Source organism: Duganella sp. GW821-FHT07G03 (assembly GCF_059418605.1).
Genome location: NZ_JBWKQE010000004.1, coordinates 80,553 through 100,806 on the forward strand (window position 1 = coordinate 80,553; position 20,254 = coordinate 100,806).

The 20,254-nt window shown below is 63.3% G+C and carries 22 protein-coding genes; 18 read left to right on the top strand and 4 right to left on the bottom strand.

Annotation, left to right across the window (positions count from 1 at the left end; genetic code table 11):
• Positions 1–98 precede the first annotated feature (98 nt).
• From AC07OK_RS07575 to AC07OK_RS07590, 4 genes are all read left to right on the top strand, one after another.
• Positions 99–1,523: a sensor histidine kinase gene (locus AC07OK_RS07575; protein WP_494689737.1), complete on the top strand. Its 1,425-nt coding sequence runs from the start codon at positions 99–101 to the stop codon at positions 1,521–1,523.
• Positions 1,513–2,094: a hypothetical protein gene (locus AC07OK_RS07580; RefSeq protein WP_494689738.1), complete on the top strand. Its 582-nt coding sequence runs from the start codon at positions 1,513–1,515 to the stop codon at positions 2,092–2,094. The genes AC07OK_RS07575 and AC07OK_RS07580 overlap by 11 nt, the downstream gene beginning before the upstream one ends.
• Positions 2,091–3,560, top strand: a complete 1,470-nt coding sequence (locus AC07OK_RS07585) for a sigma 54-interacting transcriptional regulator (RefSeq protein WP_494689739.1) — start codon at positions 2,091–2,093, stop codon at positions 3,558–3,560. The genes AC07OK_RS07580 and AC07OK_RS07585 overlap by 4 nt, the downstream gene beginning before the upstream one ends.
• 225 nt (positions 3,561–3,785) lie before the next feature.
• Complete coding sequence (locus tag AC07OK_RS07590) at positions 3,786–4,112, top strand: BON domain-containing protein (RefSeq protein ID WP_494689740.1); 327 nt, start codon at positions 3,786–3,788, stop codon at positions 4,110–4,112.
• Between the two features lie 99 nt (positions 4,113–4,211).
• Here the strand turns inward: AC07OK_RS07590 and AC07OK_RS07595 are convergent, their stop codons facing one another.
• Both AC07OK_RS07595 and AC07OK_RS07600 read right to left on the bottom strand, forming a co-directional pair.
• Entirely contained in the window at positions 4,212–5,534 is a 1,323-nt protein-coding gene (locus AC07OK_RS07595) for a homoserine dehydrogenase (RefSeq protein ID WP_494689741.1), read from the bottom strand.
• Positions 5,535–5,555: 21 nt separating this feature from the next.
• The gene (locus tag AC07OK_RS07600) at positions 5,556–6,788 is read right to left on the bottom strand and encodes a pyridoxal phosphate-dependent aminotransferase (protein ID WP_494689742.1); all 1,233 of its coding nucleotides are present in this window, start codon (positions 6,786–6,788) and stop codon (positions 5,556–5,558) included.
• 196 nt (positions 6,789–6,984) lie between these two features.
• Here AC07OK_RS07600 and AC07OK_RS07605 point away from each other — a divergent pair, with 196 nt between their 5' ends.
• From AC07OK_RS07605 to AC07OK_RS07650, 10 genes are all read left to right on the top strand, one after another.
• Positions 6,985–7,386 (top strand): Mth938-like domain-containing protein, encoded by a 402-nt coding sequence (locus tag AC07OK_RS07605; RefSeq protein WP_494689743.1) that lies wholly within the window; start codon positions 6,985–6,987, stop codon positions 7,384–7,386.
• Complete coding sequence (locus AC07OK_RS07610; protein WP_494689744.1) at positions 7,386–9,047, top strand: glycosyltransferase family 39 protein; 1,662 nt, start codon at positions 7,386–7,388, stop codon at positions 9,045–9,047. The genes AC07OK_RS07605 and AC07OK_RS07610 overlap by 1 nt, the downstream gene beginning before the upstream one ends.
• 16 nt (positions 9,048–9,063) lie before the next feature.
• Positions 9,064–9,435, top strand: a complete 372-nt coding sequence (locus tag AC07OK_RS07615; protein WP_494689745.1) for a DMT family transporter — start codon at positions 9,064–9,066, stop codon at positions 9,433–9,435.
• 52 nt (positions 9,436–9,487) lie between these two features.
• A complete protein-coding gene (locus tag AC07OK_RS07620) occupies positions 9,488–10,627 on the top strand; it encodes a DegT/DnrJ/EryC1/StrS family aminotransferase (RefSeq protein WP_494689746.1) in 1,140 nt (379 codons plus the stop codon).
• 11 nt (positions 10,628–10,638) lie between these two features.
• The gene (locus AC07OK_RS07625; RefSeq protein WP_332853745.1) at positions 10,639–11,634 is read left to right on the top strand and encodes a glycosyltransferase; all 996 of its coding nucleotides are present in this window, start codon (positions 10,639–10,641) and stop codon (positions 11,632–11,634) included.
• Positions 11,627–12,571 carry a formyltransferase gene (locus AC07OK_RS07630; protein ID WP_494689747.1) on the top strand — a complete coding sequence of 315 codons (945 nt, stop codon included), beginning with the start codon at positions 11,627–11,629 and terminating at the stop codon, positions 12,569–12,571. The genes AC07OK_RS07625 and AC07OK_RS07630 overlap by 8 nt, the downstream gene beginning before the upstream one ends.
• Before the next feature lie 22 nt (positions 12,572–12,593).
• On the top strand, positions 12,594–13,646 hold the full coding sequence (locus AC07OK_RS07635; protein WP_494689748.1) for a bifunctional UDP-4-keto-pentose/UDP-xylose synthase: 1,053 nt from the start codon (positions 12,594–12,596) through the stop codon (positions 13,644–13,646).
• A gap of 36 nt (positions 13,647–13,682) precedes the next feature.
• Positions 13,683–14,627, top strand: coding sequence for a polysaccharide deacetylase family protein (locus tag AC07OK_RS07640; protein WP_494689923.1), 945 nt, complete (start codon positions 13,683–13,685; stop codon positions 14,625–14,627).
• 24 nt (positions 14,628–14,651) lie between these two features.
• Positions 14,652–15,116, top strand: coding sequence for a peroxiredoxin (locus AC07OK_RS07645; protein ID WP_494689749.1), 465 nt, complete (start codon positions 14,652–14,654; stop codon positions 15,114–15,116).
• Positions 15,117–15,388: 272 nt separating this feature from the next.
• Entirely contained in the window at positions 15,389–17,212 is a 1,824-nt protein-coding gene (locus AC07OK_RS07650; protein WP_494689750.1) for a PhoH family protein, read from the top strand.
• A 68-nt stretch (positions 17,213–17,280) separates the two neighbouring features.
• Here AC07OK_RS07650 and AC07OK_RS07655 read toward each other — a convergent pair whose 3' ends face one another.
• Positions 17,281–17,913: a CCXG family PEP-CTERM protein gene (locus AC07OK_RS07655; RefSeq protein ID WP_494689751.1), complete on the bottom strand. Its 633-nt coding sequence runs from the start codon at positions 17,911–17,913 to the stop codon at positions 17,281–17,283.
• 278 nt (positions 17,914–18,191) lie between these two features.
• Between AC07OK_RS07655 and AC07OK_RS07660 the strand changes: the two genes are divergently transcribed.
• The 4 genes from AC07OK_RS07660 (at position 18,192) to AC07OK_RS07675 (ending at position 19,479) form a co-directional block, all read left to right on the top strand.
• Positions 18,192–18,476 carry a type II toxin-antitoxin system HicB family antitoxin gene (locus AC07OK_RS07660; RefSeq protein ID WP_494689752.1) on the top strand — a complete coding sequence of 95 codons (285 nt, stop codon included), beginning with the start codon at positions 18,192–18,194 and terminating at the stop codon, positions 18,474–18,476.
• Between the two features lie 128 nt (positions 18,477–18,604).
• Positions 18,605–18,913: a toxin-antitoxin system TumE family protein gene (locus tag AC07OK_RS07665; RefSeq protein ID WP_494689753.1), complete on the top strand. Its 309-nt coding sequence runs from the start codon at positions 18,605–18,607 to the stop codon at positions 18,911–18,913.
• Positions 18,894–19,250, top strand: coding sequence for an HVO_A0114 family putative DNA-binding protein (locus AC07OK_RS07670; protein ID WP_494689754.1), 357 nt, complete (start codon positions 18,894–18,896; stop codon positions 19,248–19,250). Before AC07OK_RS07665 ends, AC07OK_RS07670 begins: the two co-directional genes overlap by 20 nt.
• A 28-nt stretch (positions 19,251–19,278) precedes the next feature.
• On the top strand, positions 19,279–19,479 hold the full coding sequence (locus AC07OK_RS07675) for a heavy-metal-associated domain-containing protein (protein WP_217941804.1): 201 nt from the start codon (positions 19,279–19,281) through the stop codon (positions 19,477–19,479).
• Here the strand turns inward: AC07OK_RS07675 and AC07OK_RS07680 are convergent, their stop codons facing one another.
• A complete protein-coding gene (locus AC07OK_RS07680; RefSeq protein WP_494689755.1) occupies positions 19,480–20,202 on the bottom strand; it encodes a glutathione S-transferase in 723 nt (240 codons plus the stop codon). It lies immediately after the preceding gene.
• Positions 20,203–20,254: the final 52 nt, after the last annotated feature.

Consider the following 20,254-nt stretch of genomic DNA (forward strand, 5'->3'; position numbering starts at 1 on the left):
ATTCCGCGTCCGTGCCGAACAACAACGCAGCCAATCGAACGGGCTGTAGGGCCGCTTTGGTCATATCATTCAGCCAATATAGAGACTATTTAACGACGATGCTTACGAAACTTTCGTTTCGCCAGCTGCTGCTGGGCGTCTTCCTGTTGATCGCCGTGCTGCTGAGCGCCGCTTCGCTGCACGCGTTGTGGACCCTCGACCGGCTCGCCGCCCACAGCCGCGACAGCGGACGCCACGCCCTGGCACTGACCGAAAACACCCAACAACTGGCCGAGCGCAGCGTGGCGATGGCGCGCAGCGCGCGCCAGTTCCTGGTGCTGGACGATCCCGCCTTCCGCAAGCGTTACGCCGACGCCTGGCGCGAGGCGCGCACCGCGCTGGACGCGGTGGCCACCGCCCTGCCCTACACGCCGCCCGGCACCTTCGAGCGCTGGCGCCACGCCGGCGAACAGGCGTGGGACATCCTGCAGGCGCCGGCGCGGCCGCGTTCCGGCGCGCGCCAGCGGGCGCTGGAAAAAGTGCTGGCGCCGCTGCCGGCGGTGAACGCCGAACTGGCCGACGAAGTCAAACTGGAAGTGGAGCGCCGCAACAGCGCGCTGCTCAGCGAGCTGGACCAGCGGCGCGGCGTGTTGAAGGGACAAGTGATGGCATCCATCGTGCTGGCGGCGCTGCTGGCGGGCGGCTTCGGCCTGTGGCTGTCGCGCCCGCTCGCGCAAATCGAATCGGCCATCGACCGGCTGGGCGAGAACCGCTACGACCAGACCATCGTGGTGCGCGGCCCCAGCGACCTGCAGCACGTGGGCCAGCAGCTGAACTGGCTGCGCCAGCGGCTGTCGGACCTGGAGGCCGACAAGGCGCGCTTCCTGCGCCACATCTCGCACGAACTGAAGACGCCGTTGGCGGCGCTGCGCGAAGGCGTGGCGCTGCTGGAGGATGGCGTGGCCGGCGCGCTGTCGCCCAACCAGCGCGAGATCGCCGGCATCCTCAACCAGAACACGGCGGCGCTGCAGTCGCAGATCGAGGCGCTGCTGCGCTACAACGCCGCCACCTTCGACGCCCACCACCTGCAGCGCGAACCGACCGACATGGCGGCGCTGCTGGCGCAGTCGGTCGCCGGCCAGCGCCTGCAATGGCAGGCGGCCGGGCTGAGCGTGGCGATCGAAGGCCAGGCCGCGACGATCGCCGTCGACGCCGACAAGCTGGCGGTGGTCGCCGGCAACCTGCTGTCGAACGCGCTGCGCTTCAGCCCGCCCGGCGGACAGATCGTGTTCCGCCTGGCCCAGTCGGACGGCAAGCTGCTGCTCGACTGCATCGACCAGGGACCGGGCGTGGCGCCGGCCGACGCGGCGCGCATCTTCGAGCCGTTTTACCAGGGCTCGCGCCAGCCGGGCGGCGCGCGCCGGGGCAATGGCATCGGCCTGTCCATCGTCCACGAATACATCGCCGCCCATGGCGGCGCCTTGCAACTGCTGCCCTCCGACCAGGGCGCGCACTTCCGGATCGAACTGGCTTATGAAACATGACGTAGCTTCCCCCCTGCTGTTGCTGGTGCTCAGCCTGTCGCTGGCCGCCTGCACGCTGAGCTCGCCCCGGCCGAACTTGCCGACGCCGGCCGAAGTGACGCTGCCGCCACCTCCGGCCATCGTCGAACTGCCGCCGCCACCGCCGCCGGATGAAGTCGGGCCGCTGCTCGGCTACCATCAGCAGCTGCGCAAGATGACCCAGGGCGACATGCTCAAGGAGTTGAGCGGACTGGGCCTGCAACAGCGCAGCCCGCGCGTGGCGGTCCAGATGGGCATGGTGCTGATGCTGACGCGCGGCGGCGGCGACCTGGCGCGCGCGCAGGCGCTGCTCGACAGCGTGGCCACCTCGGCCGAGACCGAGGCGCAGCCGTTCAAGGCGCTGGCCCAGCTGTTGTCGAGCAATTGCGCGGAGACGCGCCGCCTGGCCGAGCATGCCGACAAGCTGGCCGTGCAGCAGAAGGACAGCCTGCGCCGCATCGACCAGCTCAACGAGATGTTGGAAGGCTTGAAGACCATCGAGCGCACGCTGCCGGTCCGTCCGGCGCCGGGTCCGCAGGCGGTGATCAAATGAGCGCGCCGGCCGACGCCCTGAAACCGCTGCGCGAACCCGGCGCGCTGACCCGGGCCGGCGACAACGGCGCCCCGCGCAGCGCCGCCGCCGGCCAGGGCGCCCATCTGCTGCTGGTGGACGACGACGCCGACCTGCTGCGCCTGCTCTCCATGCGCCTGAGCGCCAACGGCTACCGCGTGACGGCCGTCGGCAGCGCGGAGGCGGCGCTGGCGCGCCTGGCGATCGAGCTGCCGCGCCTGGTCATCAGCGACATCCGCCTGCCGGACCGCGACGGCATGTCGCTGTTCCAGGAAATCCGCGGCGCCTGGCCGGCGCTGCCGGTGATCCTGCTGACCGCGCACGGCACCATCCCCGACGCGGTCGAGGCCACCACCTTGGGCGCCTACGCCTACCTGACCAAGCCGTTCGACGCCAAGACGCTGCTGGAGCGCATCGTGCAGGCGCTGAGCCTGTCCGCGCCGGAGGCCGGCCCCGCCAGCGGCGACCACGCCTGGCGCGCCGGCCTGATCAGCCGCAGCCAGTGCATGGACGAGCTGCTGGCCGAAGCGCGGCTGGTGGCCGCCTCCGACGCCAGCATCCTGATCCGCGGCGAGAGCGGCACCGGCAAGGAGCTGCTGGCCAACGCCATCCACCGCGCCAGCCGGCGCAGCAAGGCGCCGTTCATCGCCGTCAACTGCGGCGCGATCCCCGAGGCCTTGCTGGAGTCGGAACTGTTCGGCCACGTCAAGGGCGCCTACACCGGCGCCGTGGCCAGCCGCGAGGGTTTGCTGCAGGCGGCCGACGGCGGCACCTTGTTCCTCGACGAGATCGGCGACATGCCGCTGCTGCTGCAAGTGAAGCTGCTGCGCGTGCTGCAGGAGCGCGTGGTGCGCCAGCTCGGTTCGGACCTGGCGCGGCCGGTCGATGTGCGCATCCTGTCGGCCACCCACCGCGACCTCGACGCGGCGATGCAGGAAGGCCAGTTCCGCGAAGACCTGTACTACCGGCTGAATGTCATCACGCTGACCTTGCCGCCGCTGTCGCAGCGGCGCGAAGACATCGCGCCGATGGCGACCCAGTTCCTGCAATCGCTGGCCGCCAAGTACGGCAAGACGGTGCGCGGCTACGCGCCCGGCGCGCTGGAGGCGCTGACCACGGCCGCCTGGCCGGGCAATGTGCGGCAGCTGTACAACGTGGTCGAGCACGTGTGCGCGCTGGCCACCGCGCCGCTGGTGCCCTTGTCGCTGGTGCAGCGGGCGCTGCGGGTGCCGTCGCTGGAAGTGCTGAGCTACACCGAAGCCAAGCAGCGCTTCGAGCGCAACTACCTGGTCCAGCTGCTCAAACTCACCGATGGCAACGTCGCCGACGCCGCCCGCCTGGCCGAGCGCAACCGCACGGAGTTCTACCGCCTGCTGCAAAAATACGATCTGGACGCCAGCCTGTTCCGCGGCGACGGCGCCGCTGTCGCCGCAGAGCGACAGGAATAAACGCTGACGTATCAAGCACTTACGAAATGGCGGCGGAAGCTTGTCGCCATCTCCCGACAAAACCGGGGCAATATGGGCGCAAATGCCACGGCCGATCCGAGCTCAGCAGAAAAATCGCATTTAAGCGTTTGATTTTAAACAGTTTATTGCAGCTGGCACGGGGCTTGCGAAGGAGAGGATAACGTCACTGACGTTTTACCCTCAAACTGAAAAAGGAAGCAAATCATGATGACTACCAAACTGATCGCCCGCCTGCTGGTTGCCGCCACCCTGAGCGCCGCTGCCGCCACCGGCACCGCTTTCGCCCAGACCGAAGCCGCGATGGCCGGCGCCGCCAAGACCGGCACCGCCACCAATGACGACGCCATCACCAGCAAAATCAAGGCTTCCCTGGCAGATCAAAAACAAATCGGCGTGACCACCACCGACGGCGTGGTTGTGCTGAGCGGCTCGGTAGCGAGCACCGACATCGGCACCAAGGCGATCCAGGTCGCCTCGGCCGTGCCGGGCGTGAAGGAAGTGAAAAGCGAACTGACCGTCGCTTCGAAGTAAGCAGTAACCAGGAAGTAGTACCCCGTTAATAGGAGCAAGACTTTACCGGACAGCGTGCGTAGACGCTGCCCGGTTTTTTTTCGTCCAACCCCGCTAGAATCAGCTCAGGTTTTCCAGGCGGATCTTGGTGACGTTGCCGCACACGGTGGCCAGGCCTTCGATCTTGGCGATCGCCGCCATCACGTTCTTCTCCTGCGTCTGGTGCGTCAGGAAGATGATGTCGGTGCGGGTTTCGCCTTCCGCCGGCTCCTTCTGCATCATGGCGTCGATCGAGATGGTGGCGTCGGCCAGGATGCGGGTCAGGTCGGCCAGCACGCCCGGCTGGTCGCTGACGTTCATCCGCAGATAGTAGCTGGTGGTGATTTCCGCCATCGGCAAGATCTCGATATCGGTCATCGCGTTCGGCTGGAAGGCCAGGTGCGGCACGCGGTGCACGGCGTCGGCCGTGGCCAGGCGGGTGATGTCGACCAGGTCGGCGATCACGGCCGAAGCGGTCGGCTCGGAACCGGCGCCCTTGCCGTAGTACAGCGTGGCGCCGACGGCGTCGCCATGCACCAGCACGGCGTTCATCGCGCCTTCGACGTTGGCGATCAGGCGCTTGGCCGGAATCAAGGTCGGATGCACGCGCAGCTCCACGCCTTCCACGCCGTTGACCTTGGCGCGCTTGGCGATGCCCAGCAGCTTGATGCGGTAGCCCAGCTGCTCGGCGTAGCGGATGTCGATGGCGTTGAGCTTGGAGATGCCCTCGACGTGCGCCTTGTCGAACTGCACCGGGATGCCGAAGGCGATCGCCGACATGATGGTGGCCTTGTGCGCGGCGTCCACGCCTTCGATGTCGAAGGTCGGGTCGGCCTCGGCGTAGCCCAGCTCCTGAGCCTGCTTGAGCACGGTGGCGAAGTCCAGGCCCTTGTCGCGCATCTCGGACAGGATGAAGTTGGTGGTGCCGTTGATGATGCCGGCGAACCATTCGATGCGGTTGGCGGTCAGGCCTTCGCGCAGCGCCTTGATGATGGGGATGCCGCCGGCCACGGCCGCCTCGAACGCCACCATCACGCCCTTCGCTTGCGCGGCGGCGAAGATCTCGTTGCCGTGCACGGCCAGCAGCGCCTTGTTGGCGGTGACCACGTGCTTGCCGTTGGCGATCGCTTGCAGCACCAGCGCCTTGGCCTGGTCGTAGCCGCCGATCAGCTCGACGACGATGTCGATCTCGGGATCGTTGACGATGTCGAACGGGCTGGCCACCACCTTGACCTGGCCGCCGGTGCGCAGCTTGGCGCGCTCCAGGTTGCGGGCCGAGACGGCGACGATTTCGATGCCGCGGCCGGCGCGGCGGCGGATTTCTTCCTGATTGCGCAACAACACGTCGAACGTGCCGCCGCCGACGTTACCGACGCCGAGCAAACCTACTTTGATGGGTTTCATATAAATCGTTTCACTTGTTTGTTAGAAGCTGGCGCCGTGACGTTTCCGGTAGCCTTCCATGAACTTGGCGATACGACCGAAGGCTTCGATCATATCGTCCGAATTCGGCAGGAACACGACGCGGAAGTGATCCGGCGCGATCCAGTTGAAGCCGCTGCCCTGGACGATCAGCACTTTGGTTTCGGCCAGCAGCTCGTAGGCGAACTGCTGGTCGTCCGCGATCGGGTAGATCTTCGGATCGAGGCGTGGGAACATGTACAGCGCAGCTTTCGGCTTGACGCAAGTTACGCCTGGAATATCGGTGAGCAGCTTGTAGGCCAGGTCGCGCTGCTTGAGCAGGCGCCCGCCCGGCCCCACCAGGTCCTGGATCGACTGGTAGCCGCCGAGCGCGGTCTGGATGGCAAACTGGCCCGGCGCGTTGGCGCACAGGCGCATCGAGGCCAGCATGTTCAGGCCCTCGATGTAATCTTTCGCATGGTCTTTCTGGCCCGACACCACCATCCAGCCGGCGCGGTAGCCGCAGGCGCGGTAGTTCTTCGACAGGCCGTTGAAGGTGACGAACAGCACGTCGTCGGCCAGCGAGGCGATAGAGACGTGTTCGGCGCCGTCGTACAGCACCTTGTCGTAGATCTCGTCGGCGTAGATGATCAACTGGTGCTGGCGCGCCAGTTCGATGATCTGCAGCAGCAGCTCGACCGGGTACAGCGCGCCGGTCGGATTATTGGGGTTGATGACGACGATGGCGCGCGTGTTGGAATTGATCTTGCGGCGCATGTCTTCGATGTCCGGGAACCAGTCCTGCATCTCGTCGCACACATAGTGCACCGGCGTGCCGCCCGACAGCGACACCGCCGCCGTCCACAGCGGATAGTCGGGCGCCGGCACCAGCACTTCGTCGCCGGTGTTGAGCAGCGCGTTCATCGACATGACGATCAGCTCGGACGCGCCGTTGCCCAGGTACACATCCTCGATGTTCACATTGGCAATATTCTTGCCCTGGGTGTAGTGCACCACGGCCTTGCGCGGCGCGAACATGCCCTTGGAATCGGTGTAGCCCGCAGCATTGTGCAGGTTGATCTTCATGTCCTGGACGATTTCATCGGGCGGATCGAAACCGAACACGGCAAGGTTGCCGATATTCAACTTCGTGATCTTATGGCCTTCTTCTTCCATTTGCCGGGCTTTTTCCGGCACCGGGCCGCGGATCTCGTAGCAGACTTCCGCTAATTTGTTCGATTTTTGAATCGGTCGCAAAATAAAATCCTGTCTAGGTGAGGCAAACCGCTCAGGACTGCCAAAACGCCCCGGCGGCCCGTGCTGCAATGCGAAAAGATCCATTCTGCCGAAAGCATCCCATTTAATCAACCTGTAAGGGGTGGAAAGCGCAGGATCACCCCGGAAAAACGCTACAATGGCGCTTCTTTTGCCGACTAAACCCACGATTTCTGTCATGAAGCTCCACGCCAGCGATACTCAAAAATACCAGACTGTGACCGGTTACGATGAAACCGGCGTCGAAATCAACGCCCAGCGCTACAACTACAGCCTGATCGTGCTGCCGGAAATCCCGCCGCGCGCCTGGGACGCCCCCACCTTCGAATCTATTACCGCAGAGCATTTCGACACCATCGGCGCCGACAGCCCGGACGTGGTCATCCTCGGCACCGGCGCCAAACAGCGCTTCATCCACCCGCGCCTGACGGCCGCGCTGACCATGCGCCGCATCGGCGTCGAATGCATGGACAGCCAGGCCGCCTGCCGCACCTACAACATCCTGATGGGCGAAGGCCGCAAGGTCACGCTGGCCCTGATCATTGACAACTCGATCGACCACGAGGGCAACCCCGCCTGATGAACGACCTGTACAACTCCAAGAAAATCGTCTGGTCGCTGCTGGCCGCGTTCGTCATCGTCTGGCTGTACGTGCTGGGCGTGCGCACGCTGGTGCCGCCCGACGAGGGCCGCTACGCCGAAATGGCGCGCGAGATGTTCAGCACCGGCGACTGGATCACCACCCGCCTGAACGGCATCAAGTATTTTGAAAAGCCGCCGCTGCAAACCTGGATGAACGCGGCCTCGTTCGCCGTGTTCGGCCTGGGCGAGTGGCAGGCGCGCCTGTGGACCGGCCTGTGCGGCCTGGGCGGCGTGCTGCTGACCGGCTACGCCGGCAACCGCGTGTTCGGCGCCCGCGCCGGCTTCTACGCCGCGCTGGCGCTCGGCTCCAGCCTGTTCTGGGTCGCCTCCGGCCAGATCGATTCGCTCGACATGAGCCTGTCGGGCATGATGACCGTGGTGCTGTGCGCGGTCATGGTCGCCCAGCGCGACGGCGCCGGCGCGGCCGAACGCCGCAACTGGATGCTGGTCTGCTGGGCCGGCATGGCGCTGGCGGTGCTGGCCAAGGGCCTGATCGGCCTGGTGTTGCCGGGCGCGGTGCTGGTGCTGTACTCGGCGCTGTCGGGCGATCTCGCCATCTGGAAGCGCCTGCACCTGGGCAAGGGCCTGCTGCTGTTCTTCGCCGTCGCCGCGCCGTGGTTCGTGCTGGTGGCGCTGCGCAACCCCGAGCAGCCCTACTTCTTCTTCGTGCACGAGCACTGGGAACGCTTCTTCCTCAAGACCCACCACCGCGAAGGCGCGTGGTACTACTTCTTCGTGATGCTGGTGCCCGGCATCGTGCCGTGGCTGGGCCTGCTGCCGCAGGCGTTGTGGGGCGCCGTGCGGCGCGAACGCAACGGTGTGTTCCAGCCCAAGCTGCTGCTCTTGATCTGGGCCGTGTTCATTTTCTTCTTCTTCAGCTATTCCAGCTCCAAGCTGCCCGGCTACATCCTGCCGATCTTCCCGGCGCTGGCCCTGCTGATCGCGGTCGACCTGGAGCAGGCCTCGCGCCGCAGCCGCATGATCGCCGCCGGCCTGCTGGTGCTGATCGGCGTGGCCGGCGTGGCCGCCGTGCCGCAGATGGTCACCATGGCGGTGCGCCATCCCGAGGAAACCGCGCTGTTGGAAGCCTACCAGCCGTGGGTGCTGATGGCCGGCATCGTCGCCGCCGCCGGCGGCGCGCTGGCGCTGCTGCATGCGCGCCACCTGCGCCGCGACCTGACCGTGCTCACCATGGCCATCGCCGGCTTCGTCGCCACCCAATTGATACTGACCGGCTTCGAACCCTATGGCAAAATGCGCTCCGGCAAAGCGGTGGCGCTGAAGATGCTGCCGGAGCTCAAGCCCGACACCAGGATCTATTCGGTCAACACCTACGAGCAGTCGATGACCTTCTACCTGCAACGCACCGTGGTGCTGGTCGACTATTGGGATGAGTTCACCTTCGGCCTGCGCCAGCAGCCGGAGCTGTCGATCCCGACCGTCGATGCCTTCGTGGTGCTGTGGAATGAACACATCAAGCAAGGCGTCAAAGTACTGGCCATCCTCAGCCCGGAGAAGTACGAAGAGCTGAAGGACGACGGCCTGGCCATGCGCGTGGTGGCTGAAGATACACGCCGCGTTGTCGTGGCCAACCTGTAACTTATCAAGAGTACTCATGAATATTGCAACTTTCGGTTTTATCTTCGCCGGCGTGCTGCTGAACGCCCTCGCCCAACTGCTGCTCAAGGCGGGCGCCAACAACGTCGGCGCGATCCATCTGACCATGGACAATCTGTTCTCGGTCGGCCTCAAGGTGGCGATGCAGCTGCCCATCATCGGCGGCCTGACCTGCTATGTGCTGTCGGTGGTGGTGTGGATCATCGCGCTGTCGCGGGTCGACGTGACGATCGCCTATCCGATGCTGTCGCTGGGCTACGTGGTCGCCGCGGTCGGCGCCTGGTATATGTTCGGCGAAGCGCTGACGGTGCAGCGCATGGTCGCCATCGGCATCATCCTGGTGGGCGTCGCCTTGCTGGCGCGGACCTGACGAACAATTTAGAATGCGGCCATCAGCCGTATCAATAACGAGAGTGACCCCCATGACCTCTGCCTTACCTTTCTTGCCTTTTTCGAAACCTACGATCGATGAGGCCACCATCGCCGCCGTCAGCGACGTGCTGCGTTCCGGCTGGATCACCAGCGGCCCCAAAGTGGCCGCCTTCGAAGCCCAGATGTCCGAGTATTTTGGCGGCCGCCCTGTGCGCACCTTCAATTCCGGCACCTGCACCATGGAGATCGCGCTGCGCATCGCCGGCATCGGCGCCGGCGATGAAGTCATCACCACCTCCATTTCCTGGGTCGCCACCGCCAACGTCATCATCGAGGTGGGCGCCACGCCGGTGTTCGCCGACATCGACCCGGTCACCCGCAACATCGACCTGGACCAGGTCGAAGCCGCGATCACCCCGCGTACCAAGGCCATCATCCCGGTCTACCTGTCCGGCCTGCCCGTCGACATGGACCGCCTGTACGCCATCGCCAAGAAACACAATCTGCGCGTGATCGAAGACGCGGCCCAGGCTTTCGGTTCCGAGTGGAACGGCAAGCGCATCGGCTCGTTCGGCGACTTCGTCTCGTTCAGCTTCCAGGCCAACAAGAACATCACCACCGGCGAAGGCGGCGCGCTGGTGCTCAACAACATGGAAGAGGCCAAGCTGGCCGAGAAATACCGCCTGCAGGGCGTGACCCGCAGCGGCGTCGACGGCATCGATGTCGACGTCCTCGGCGGCAAGTACAATATGAGCGACATCATGGCCGCCATCGGCCTGGGCCAGTTCGCCAACATCGACAACATCACCGCGCACCGCCGCAACCTGGCGCGCCACTACTACCAGGCGTTCGGCCCCGAATTCGAAGCGCAGTCCGGCGCCCAGCTGCCGCTGCAGGCCTTCGAGACCAGCAATTACCACCTGTTCCAGATCGTGCTGCCCGATCACGGCCCGACCACCCGCGCCGACTTCATGCGCGCGATGCAGGAACGGTTCAACATCGGCACCGGCTACCACTACGCGCCCATCCACCTGTTCACCATGTACCGCGAGCGCGGCTTCAAGGAGGGCATGTTCCCCGTATCGGAAAAAATCGGCCGCCTGACCGTGACCCTGCCGATGTTCTATGCCATGACCACGGCCGACGTCGACCGTGCCGTCGCCGCCGTGAAAGCGATCTTGATCAAATGAGCGTGTCGTTGATGAAACCTGAAATTACCGTCGTCATCCCCATCTACAACGAGCAGGCCGGCCTGCAGTCCTTGTTCGACCGCCTGTATCCGGCGCTCGACAAGCTCGGCACGACCTACGAGATCGTGTTCGTCAACGACGGCAGCCGCGACAACTCGGTCTCCATCCTGGCCGAGCAGTTCCGCCTGCGTCCCGACGTCACCCGCGTGGTGCTGTTCAATGGTAACTACGGCCAGCACATGGCGATCCTGGCGGGCTTCGAAGCCTCGCGCGGCGACATCATGATCACGCTCGACGCCGACCTGCAGAACCCGCCCGAGGAAATCGGCAACCTGGTGGCCAAGATCCGCGAAGGCTACGACTACGTCGGCTCGATCCGCCGCAAGCGCCAGGATTCGGCCTGGCGCACCTACGCCTCCAAGGCCATGAACCAGCTGCGCGAGAAGATCACCAACATCAAGATCACCGACCAGGGCAATATGCTGCGCGCCTACGGCCGCAATGTGATCGACCTGGTCAACCAGTGCGGCGAGGTCAACACCTTCGTGCCGGCGCTGGCCTACCGCTTCTCCCGCAAGCCGACCGAGATCATCGTCGAGCACGAGGAACGCGCGGCCGGCGAATCGAAGTACTCCTTGTACAGCCTGATCCGCCTGAATTTCGACCTGGTCACCGGCTTCTCGCTGGTGCCGCTGCAATTCTTCTCGATGTTCGGCATCCTGCTGTCGCTGGCCTCGGGCCTGCTGGTGTTCGTGCTGCTGGTGCGCCGCCTGTTCCTGGGCGCGGAAGCGGAAGGCCTGTTCACGCTGTTCGCGATCGCCTTCTTCTTCATGGGCACCATCCTGTTCGGCATCGGCCTGCTGGGCGAATACGTCGGCCGCATCTTCCAGCAAGTGCGCGCGCGCCCGCGCTACGTGGTACAAACGATACTGGAACAAAAACCCGGCCAGTCGCTCGACGTGCCGGCCGGTGTGGAAAAACGTACCGTAGGCCGAGGCCATGACTGATTTCAACAAACCGCAACGCGCCGTCGTCTTCGGCTACCACAACGTCGGCGTGCGCTGCCTGAAGGTGCTGCTGGCCGGCGGCGTCGATGTCGCGCTGGTGGTCACGCACGAGGACAGCGCCAACGAAAACATCTGGTTCGAATCGGTGATTTCGCTGTGCCAGGCCGAAGGCATCCCCTACATCACGCCGGCCGACGCCAAGTCGCCCGAGCTGCTGGAGCAGGTCAAGGCGATCAAGCCCGACCTGATGTTCAGCTTCTACTACCGCAACATGCTGCCGGCCGAGCTGCTGGCGGTGGCCCCCGCGTTCAATATGCACGGCTCGCTGCTGCCGGAGTTCCGCGGCCGCGCGCCGGTCAACTGGGCGGTGCTGCACGGCGCCACCGTCACCGGCGCCACGCTGCACGAGATGACCGTCAAGCCGGACGCCGGCGCCATCGTGGCGCAGATGGAAGTGCCGGTGCTGCCGGACGACACCGCCTTCGAGGTGTTCGGCAAGGTCACCGTGGCGGCCGAGCAGGCGCTGTGGCGCGTGCTGCCGTCGCTGCTGGACGGCACGGCGCCGCGCCTGAAGAACGACCTGGCCAAGGGCGGCTATTTCGGCGGCCGCAAGCCCGAGGACGGCCGCATCAACTGGCTGCTGCCGGCGCAGGATGTGTACAATCTGCACCGTGCCGTGGCCCCGCCCTACCCCGGCGCCTTCACCGATATCGGCGGTGTACGATACGTGCTGCAACGGGCGCGATTGTCTGGCAATTTCGGCAATGTTGTATCGCTAAGTTTGCCACCGGGCTTGACAGTAGTGGATAATTGCATCTTTGGCGTGTGCGGCGATGGCCGCATGCTGACGATTTCCGCCTTGACGGCCGACGGCGAACCCGTAACGGCTGAGCAGTTGCAATCCCGCCTGGCGGACCTGTCCGCCGGCGGACAATGAACATTACCTGGGTAACTATCACATGAAAAAAGTCCTCATCCTCGGCGTCAACGGCTTCATCGGCCATCACCTGTCGAAACGCATCCTGGAAACGACCGACTGGCATGTCTACGGCATGGACATGAGCACCGACCGCATCACCGACGTGCTGGAGAACGAGGCCTACAAGTCGCGCATGCACTTCTTCGAAGGCGACATCACCATCAACAAGGAATGGGTCGAGTACCACGTCAAGAAATGCGACGTGATCCTGCCGCTGGTGGCCATCGCCACGCCGTCGACCTACGTCAAGGCGCCGCTGCGCGTGTTCGAACTGGACTTCGAGGCCAACCTGCCCATCGTGCGCTCGGCCGCCAAGTACGGCAAGCACCTGGTGTTCCCGTCGACCTCGGAAGTGTATGGCATGTGCCACGACGCCGAGTTCGATCCCGAGAATTCGGAACTGGTCTGCGGCCCGATCAACAAGCCGCGCTGGATCTATTCCAACGCCAAGCAGCTGATGGACCGCGTGATCTGGGGCTACGGCATGGAAGGCCTGAACTTCACGCTGTTCCGTCCGTTCAACTGGATCGGCGCCGGCCTCGATTCCATCCACACGCCGAAAGAAGGCTCGTCGCGCGTGGTGACGCAGTTCTTCGGCCACATCGTGCGCGGCGAGAACATCTCGCTGGTCGACGGCGGCGCGCAGAAACGCGCGTTCACCGACATCGACGACGGCATCGACGCGCTGATGAAGATCATCGACAACAAGGATGGCGCCGCTTCGGGCAAGATCTACAACATCGGCAACCCGGTCAACAACTACTCGATCCGCGAACTGGCCACCATGATGCTGGCGCTGGCGCCGCAGTACCCGGAGTACGCCGAAGGCGCCGCCAAGGTCAAGATCGTCGAGACCACGTCGGGCGCCTACTACGGCACCGGCTACCAGGACGTGCAGAACCGCGTGCCGAAGATCACCAACACCTGCGAAGAGCTGAACTGGCAACCGACCACCACCATGGCTGACGCGCTGAAGAAAATCTTCGACGCCTACCGTGGCCAGGTGGCCGAAGCACAAAAACTGATGGACTAAGATTTGACCGAGACTTTGCAACCGCAAGCGCCGTTGATGGTGTTGAAGATAGACGTCGACACCTACCGCGGCACCCGTGAAGGCACCATGCACCTGGTGACCATGCTCAAGGCGCACAACGCCCAGGCCACCTTCCTGTTTTCGCTGGGACCGGACCACACCGGCTGGGCGCTGCGCCGCGCACTGCGTCCGGGCTTCTTCAGCAAAGTCTCGCGCACTTCCGTGGTCGAGCATTACGGCATCAAGACGCTGATGTACGGCACCCTGCTGCCGGGTCCGGACATCGGCAGGGAATGCGCCGGGCAGATGCACTCCGTGCGCGACGCCGGCTTCGAATGCGGCATCCACACCTGGGACCACGTGCTGTGGCAGGACAACGTCGCCAAGCGCGACGGCGCCTGGTCCACCAACATGATGCGCAAGGCCGCCGCCCGCTACACGCAGGTGTTCGGCAGCGCGCCGCGCACCCACGGCGCGGCCGGCTGGCAGATGAACAACGCCGCCTTCGCCGAGCACGACACCGCCGGCTACGCCTACGCATCCGACGGCCGCTGCGTGCTCAACGAGAACGGCACCTTGGCCAATCCGGCCGACGGTCCGCACCGCCTGTCCGACGGCGACAAGGTGCTGTCCCACATCCAGCTACCGACCACGCTGCCGACCTTGGATGAGCTGCTGGGCCGCGAGATCGACGGCGTCACCATCGGCACCGGCAACATCGCCGCCTTCCTGCTCAAGCTGACGGCCGGCGCCACCCGCGACCACGTATATACTTTGCATTCCGAGCTTGAAGGGCAAAAACTCGCCCCCATATTCGAGCAGTTGTTGGCCGGATGGAAGGCGCAGGGTTACCAACTGGCGTCGATGGCCGATTACCATCAGAAGGTCCGGCATCAGACCCTGCCGGTTTGCCCGATCACCTGGGGCGAGCTGCCGGGTCGTTCCGGACAGCTGATCGTACAGGGCGCCGCCCGTTCTTAATGCCTACCGTTCAGGAGACTGCCTGTGGCTGATAGCCCTACCGTTGTAACCGATTTCTCCGCCGCCATGACCAGCGGCCAGACCTTCCAGCTGTCGGGCCGCCCGGCGCGCCATACCGTGCTGTTCTTCTACCCCAAGGACAACACTCCCGGCTGCACCACCGAAAACATGGCTTTCCGCGACCTGTACGAGCAATTCCAGGCCGCCGGCGCCGAAATCTATGGCGTCAGCCGCGATAGCCTGCGCTCGCACGAAAGCTTCAAAACCAAGCTGGGCCTGCCCTTCGAACTGATTTCCGACCCCGACGAAGCGGTTTGCCTGCAGTTTGGCGTCATGAAGATGAAGCAAATGTACGGCAAGACGGTGCGCGGCATCGAACGTAGTACGTTTGTGATTGACGCTCATGGTCAATTGGTGAAAGAATGGAGAGGCGTGAAGGTAGCGGGTCACGTCGATGAAGTGCTGGAATTTGTAGCGCGTCAGGCTTAGTTACAGGATGCGTGTTGCAGCTTCCAGAGTTGCTCAACCGAACCAAGCGTATCCAGTCATTTTGAGTCATCACTGTATTTCACACCTCCACCCTACATGGTGGCCAGCCGGCCACCACGCGGTACTTTCTCCGGGCATGATGAGCGCCCGTCGGCAGTCTTTAAACCTGTTTTACCCAGCATCCACCCCATCCGGTCCCAACGCTTCCCACACCAGGAAGCGCGCTGCGCCTATGGGCGGATTCCTCCAGATATTCTTCAAATGAGATCCTGATGCCACTGCCAAAATTACCTAGTAAGCCAGCGACTTTACTTCTGGCGAAAGATTATCCAAAAGCGACAGGGCCGCGTCCAGTTCCCGCTATAGCAGCGGTGGCTGAAGTCGCGCCCGCGCCGAAGAAAGCGGCGCCTGTCAAAGCAGTGCCTGTAGCAAAAGCCAAAGTAGAAACCCCTAAAACCAGCACCAAGTCCAAAGCCGTGGCCGCCGTACTGAAGGCCGCGCCTGCCGTACTGAAGAACGCCGCCGCCGGCATCGCGCCAGCCGTGGCCAAGCCGGCCGCCAAGGCCAAGCCCGTACCTGCCGCACGCGGCAAGGTCACGCCGATCACCGCCGAGGCGCCGCACCCGGCCAAGCACAAGCCGCATGAAGTGGCGATCAAGTCGTCGACCAGCCGTCACGCCGACCAGACCGGCACCACCAAGCTGTTCGTGCTCGACACCAACGTGCTGATGCACGATCCATCGTCGCTGTTCCGCTTTGAAGAGCACGACGTCTACCTGCCGATGATGACGCTGGAAGAGCTGGACAACCACAAGAAGGGCATGACCGAGGTGGCGCGCAATGCCCGCCAGGTGTCGCGCACTTTGGACGCGCTGGTCTCCAACACCGACGACGACGCCATCGAGAACGGCATCCCGCTATCCAAGCTGGGCAACAAGGACGCCAAGGGCCGCCTGTACTTCCAGACGCGCCTGCAAACGGCAGACCTGCCGGTCGGACTGCCGGTTGGTAAAGCCGACAACCAGATCCTGTCCGTGGTCCGCTCGCTGGAAGCGGAACAGGAAGGCCGCCCTGTGGTGCTGGTGTCGAAGGACATCAACATGCGCATCAAGGCGCGCGCGCTGGGCCTGCCGGCCGAGGACTACTTCAACGACCACGTGCTGGAAGACACCGACCTGCTGTACTCGGGCATCGTCCAGCTGCCGGACGATTTCTGGACCAAGCACGGCAAGGACCTGGAATCGTGGCAGGAAAACAAGAACGGCCAGAGCGCGACGTTCTATCGCGTCACCGGTCCGTTCGTGCCTTCGCTGCTGGTCAACCAGTTCATCTTCCTCGAGCCTAAGAATGGCGAAACGCCGTTCTACGGCCAGGTCAAGCAGATCAACGGCAAGACCGCCGTGCTGCAGACCTTGCGCGACTTCAGCCACAACAAGAACAATGTGTGGGGTGTCACCGCCCGCAACCGCGAGCAGAACTTCGCCTTGAACTTGCTGATGAATCCGGAATGCGACTTCGTCACCCTGCTGGGCCAGGCCGGTACCGGCAAGACCCTGCTGGCCCTGGCCGCAGGCCTGGCGCAAGTGCTGGAAACCAAGCTCTACAACGAAATCATCGTCACCCGCGTGACGGTGCCGGTCGGTGAAGACATCGGTTTCCTGCCGGGCACCGAGGAAGAGAAGATGTCGCCATGGATGGGCGCCTTCGACGACAACCTCGAGGTGCTCAACAAGTCCGATTCGGACGGTGGCGAATGGGGCCGCGCGGCGACGCAAGACCTGATCCGCTCGCGCATCAAGATCAAGTCGCTCAACTTCATGCGCGGCCGCACCTTCGTCAACAAGTTCCTGATCATTGACGAAGCGCAGAACTTGACGCCCAAGCAGGTCAAGACCCTGGTCACGCGTGCCGGTCCGGGCACCAAGATTCTTTGCCTGGGCAATATCGCGCAGATCGACACGCCTTACCTGACCGAAGGCTCGAGCGGCCTGACGTATGTGGTGGATCGCTTCAAGGGCTGGTCGCACAGCGGTCACGTGACCCTGGCGCGCGGCGAACGCTCGCGCCTGGCCGACCACGCCAGCGAGGTGTTGTAACTGTAGTAGAATAAACTCGTACCTGTTAGCCCCGCCCGCAGCAATGCCGGCGGGGCTTCTTTTTTCTATCAGGCTTTGTTGTTGCGGCGACGGGCGTAGCCGCCTACCAGGGCCAGGCCGCCCAGCAGCATGGCATAGGTTTCAGGTTCCGGCACCGGGGCCAGCGTGGTGGCGCTGAAGCTCTGGAAATTGCCGTTGGCGGCAGCGTATTGCACCTGCTGGCCGCCATCGCAGCAGCCTTCCAGGCCGTAGATGGTCAGCGTGTGGTTGCCAGCCGACAGGGCCTGGTTGTTGATCAGGAACGAGCCATTGGTGGTGCTGTAACTGTAGTTCCACCACATGTCATTGGTGTTCAACGCGACGGCCTGGCCGTCCAGGAACACGGCGCCGCCGCGGCCGAAGTCGACGCCGGCGCGGAACGAATAGGTGCCGGCGGCGCTCAGGCCGAAATCGATGGTCGACTTGAAGGCGATATTGGTCGTGCCGGCGCCGAACAGCCCATTATTGGACACGTTGTCGTAGCTGCTGAGGACGGTCGAGTGGCCGCCGAAGACTGCCGCGTCAACCACCGAACTGTAGTCCTGCGCGGTGGCCAGCGGGCCGGCGCTGGAGCTGCCGGTCTGGAAAGTGATGACGGCGGCGTTGGAGCTGCCAAAGGCGGCCAAAGCGAGTGCAACTGCGGCGAATTTGATGGATTTCATGCGTATCCCTGTCTAGAGGTGGAGATGATCGAAGCGAAATGCAAGCCTGGCACAGGGGTGAGGGGCCGGAAGGACAATTGCATTATAGTAACTTAAGATGTTCTTAAGAATTATTTAAATAGTATCGTAGGCGGATTCTGATGTCAATCTTTAATGCATTGCACAATAATGGCGGCGTCAGCCACGAAAGTGCTTGAAACCGGCAGCAACCTGTATGACACTAGACACTGCAAGTCATTGATTTCGCCAGACTTTCGGACCACACCCGAGGTAAGACCATGGACATCCCTATCCTGATCCGAAAAAAAGGCAACACCAAGTACGGTGTCACCGTGCCGGACATCCCCGGCTGCGTCACCACCGGCGACACGGTGGACAAGGCCATGAGCAACGCCACCAAGGCCATCTACGGCCACGTCGGCCAACTGGTCGAGCAGGGCAAGGCGTTTGAAATCAAACCCTCCGAAGTGGAATTCCTCTCCCGCGAGCCGGACTACGCCGGCGGCATCTGGGCGCTGGTCAGCCTGGACCTGGCCAAACTGAACGATCCGCCCGAGGATTGAGGCGCCCCCCCCAAAAAAAATATCGCTCCCTTGGACATGCGATCGGAATAGCTGATCAAAGTTCATACGAATTGTCTACATTGCGCTACTGTTTAGCTCAATTGACAATCCCAATTTACGGGGGCACCATGGGCGCGAAGAAGGCAACCCTAATTCTAAAAAACCGCGTCCACCTGTCGCCATCCGCATTCGCAGAACTGGCCATTTGGAGCTTGCCCGGCTCCGGGCAAGCAAATACCTTCCACTCCTATAAATATCGACTGGCATATGTGGTAGGTAGCAAATGCGTGGTTCGCTTTGACAACGAAGTAACCAAAGGCGACCACCGCCATTTCGGCTCCACAGAAACACCATACAAATTCACTACGCTGGGGCAGTTGAAAAAGGATTTTTACCTGGATATTGCGAGGTGGAACCATGAAAACGGTTATCTTTGAAGTCAGATCGTTGGAGGACTGCCTGGAAGATTTTTCTCAAGCATGGGACGCAGGCGTACCGCAAACGTCGGCCAGAATGGCGTTTGTCACACAGGAATTGATGGATGAAGTCCTGACGCCAAATCGTCGGAGTATTGTCAGGATACTTTGTGGCGCGGGGGCGGCGACCGCCAGCGAAACAGCAAGGCGCGTGGGGCGTGATGCGGATGAAGTAGAAGCCGATATCCGTGCGCTAGTACTGGCCGGTGTTCTTGAATCCTGCGGGGAAGAGCGCGTGATCTTTCCCTACGACGAAGTAATCCTTGACCTTCCCACGACGGGAAGGGCTACAGTATGATCATCGAAACAGTTTGAGGAGTACGACGATGTATCAGCTGCAAGTGGAAAACATGAGCTGCGGCCATTGCGTGGGCGCGGTGACCAAGGCGGTGCAGGCGGTCGATGCGGCCGCAAAAGTGCAGATCGACCTGGCCAGCAAGACCGTCAGGATAGACAGCGCCAGCCTGCTGGCGCCGTTGAAATCAGCCATCGCCGATGCGGGCTATCCCGTCACCAGCGCGGCCTGATTATTTGTCCAGCTCCGGATAGCGGCGGAAGATGCCGTCCTCATTGAACGCTATCCGCCGCTTGGACTTGAGGTAGGCCGCGATGTTGGGCCGCAGCGCCACCTTGTCGCGCAAGGCGACCAGCGCCGGATACGACGGCTCCAGCCGCGCCATCGTCTTCGGGAACGCATAGCGCAAGCCCTCCACCAGCTGGAACAGCGACAGGTCCACATACGTCAGCTTCGAGCCGACCGCATAACCGCCCCGTCCCGGATTGCGCGCCACTACCCCCTCGAAGTAATCGAGGAACTTCGGTATGCGCTCCTCGCGGAAGCCTTTGGTGCGCGCCTTCGCTTCCTTCTTCTGTTCTTCGTAGTATTTGCTGACCGCGATCGGATGATGGGTATCGTGCACCTCGTTGACCATGTCGGCGATGGTCAGTTGCAGCTGGTTGGCCCACAGCCGCCCCGCCTCCGCGCGCGGCGCCAAGCCGTGGCGGGGGCCGAGGTACATCAGGATGTTGGCCGTCTGCCCGATCAGCAGCTCGCCCGCGCGCAGCACCGGCGGCGCGAACGATGGATGCTCGACCTGTTCACCATCAAGGCAGGACAGCAGCGCCGGCATGCCCTGCTTGTGCCGCGCCACGTCCACATACGGCGCCGCCGCTTCCTCCAGCACCAGCCGCACGAATTCGCCGCGGCCTTGCAGGCCGTCCCAGTAATAGAGTTGATAGGGTGTTGTCATGCCAAGATAGTAGCATTAACAACATCCGTACAGCGCCAGGAACGATATTCAG

Excerpts from the sequence above, each read along its gene's own strand:
- AC07OK_RS07575 (WP_494689737.1), top strand. The coding sequence starts at position 99 with ATGCTTACGAAACTTTCGTTTCGCCAGCTGCTGCTGGGCGTCTTCCTG.
- AC07OK_RS07580 (WP_494689738.1), top strand. The coding sequence starts at position 1,513 with ATGAAACATGACGTAGCTTCCCCCCTGCTGTTGCTGGTGCTCAGCCTG.
- AC07OK_RS07585 (WP_494689739.1), top strand. The coding sequence starts at position 2,091 with ATGAGCGCGCCGGCCGACGCCCTGAAACCGCTGCGCGAACCCGGCGCG.
- AC07OK_RS07590 (WP_494689740.1), top strand. The coding sequence starts at position 3,786 with ATGATGACTACCAAACTGATCGCCCGCCTGCTGGTTGCCGCCACCCTG.
- AC07OK_RS07595 (WP_494689741.1), bottom strand. The coding sequence starts at position 5,534 with ATGAAACCCATCAAAGTAGGTTTGCTCGGCGTCGGTAACGTCGGCGGC.
- AC07OK_RS07605 (WP_494689743.1), top strand. The coding sequence starts at position 6,985 with ATGAAGCTCCACGCCAGCGATACTCAAAAATACCAGACTGTGACCGGT.
- AC07OK_RS07610 (WP_494689744.1), top strand. The coding sequence starts at position 7,386 with ATGAACGACCTGTACAACTCCAAGAAAATCGTCTGGTCGCTGCTGGCC.
- AC07OK_RS07615 (WP_494689745.1), top strand. The coding sequence starts at position 9,064 with ATGAATATTGCAACTTTCGGTTTTATCTTCGCCGGCGTGCTGCTGAAC.
- AC07OK_RS07620 (WP_494689746.1), top strand. The coding sequence starts at position 9,488 with ATGACCTCTGCCTTACCTTTCTTGCCTTTTTCGAAACCTACGATCGAT.
- AC07OK_RS07625 (WP_332853745.1), top strand. The coding sequence starts at position 10,639 with ATGAAACCTGAAATTACCGTCGTCATCCCCATCTACAACGAGCAGGCC.
- AC07OK_RS07630 (WP_494689747.1), top strand. The coding sequence starts at position 11,627 with ATGACTGATTTCAACAAACCGCAACGCGCCGTCGTCTTCGGCTACCAC.
- AC07OK_RS07635 (WP_494689748.1), top strand. The coding sequence starts at position 12,594 with ATGAAAAAAGTCCTCATCCTCGGCGTCAACGGCTTCATCGGCCATCAC.
- AC07OK_RS07640 (WP_494689923.1), top strand. The coding sequence starts at position 13,683 with ATGGTGTTGAAGATAGACGTCGACACCTACCGCGGCACCCGTGAAGGC.
- AC07OK_RS07650 (WP_494689750.1), top strand. The coding sequence starts at position 15,389 with ATGCCACTGCCAAAATTACCTAGTAAGCCAGCGACTTTACTTCTGGCG.
- AC07OK_RS07655 (WP_494689751.1), bottom strand. The coding sequence starts at position 17,913 with ATGAAATCCATCAAATTCGCCGCAGTTGCACTCGCTTTGGCCGCCTTT.
- AC07OK_RS07660 (WP_494689752.1), top strand. The coding sequence starts at position 18,192 with ATGGACATCCCTATCCTGATCCGAAAAAAAGGCAACACCAAGTACGGT.
- AC07OK_RS07665 (WP_494689753.1), top strand. The coding sequence starts at position 18,605 with ATGGGCGCGAAGAAGGCAACCCTAATTCTAAAAAACCGCGTCCACCTG.
- AC07OK_RS07670 (WP_494689754.1), top strand. The coding sequence starts at position 18,894 with ATGAAAACGGTTATCTTTGAAGTCAGATCGTTGGAGGACTGCCTGGAA.
- AC07OK_RS07675 (WP_217941804.1), top strand. The coding sequence starts at position 19,279 with ATGTATCAGCTGCAAGTGGAAAACATGAGCTGCGGCCATTGCGTGGGC.
- AC07OK_RS07680 (WP_494689755.1), bottom strand. The coding sequence starts at position 20,202 with ATGACAACACCCTATCAACTCTATTACTGGGACGGCCTGCAAGGCCGC.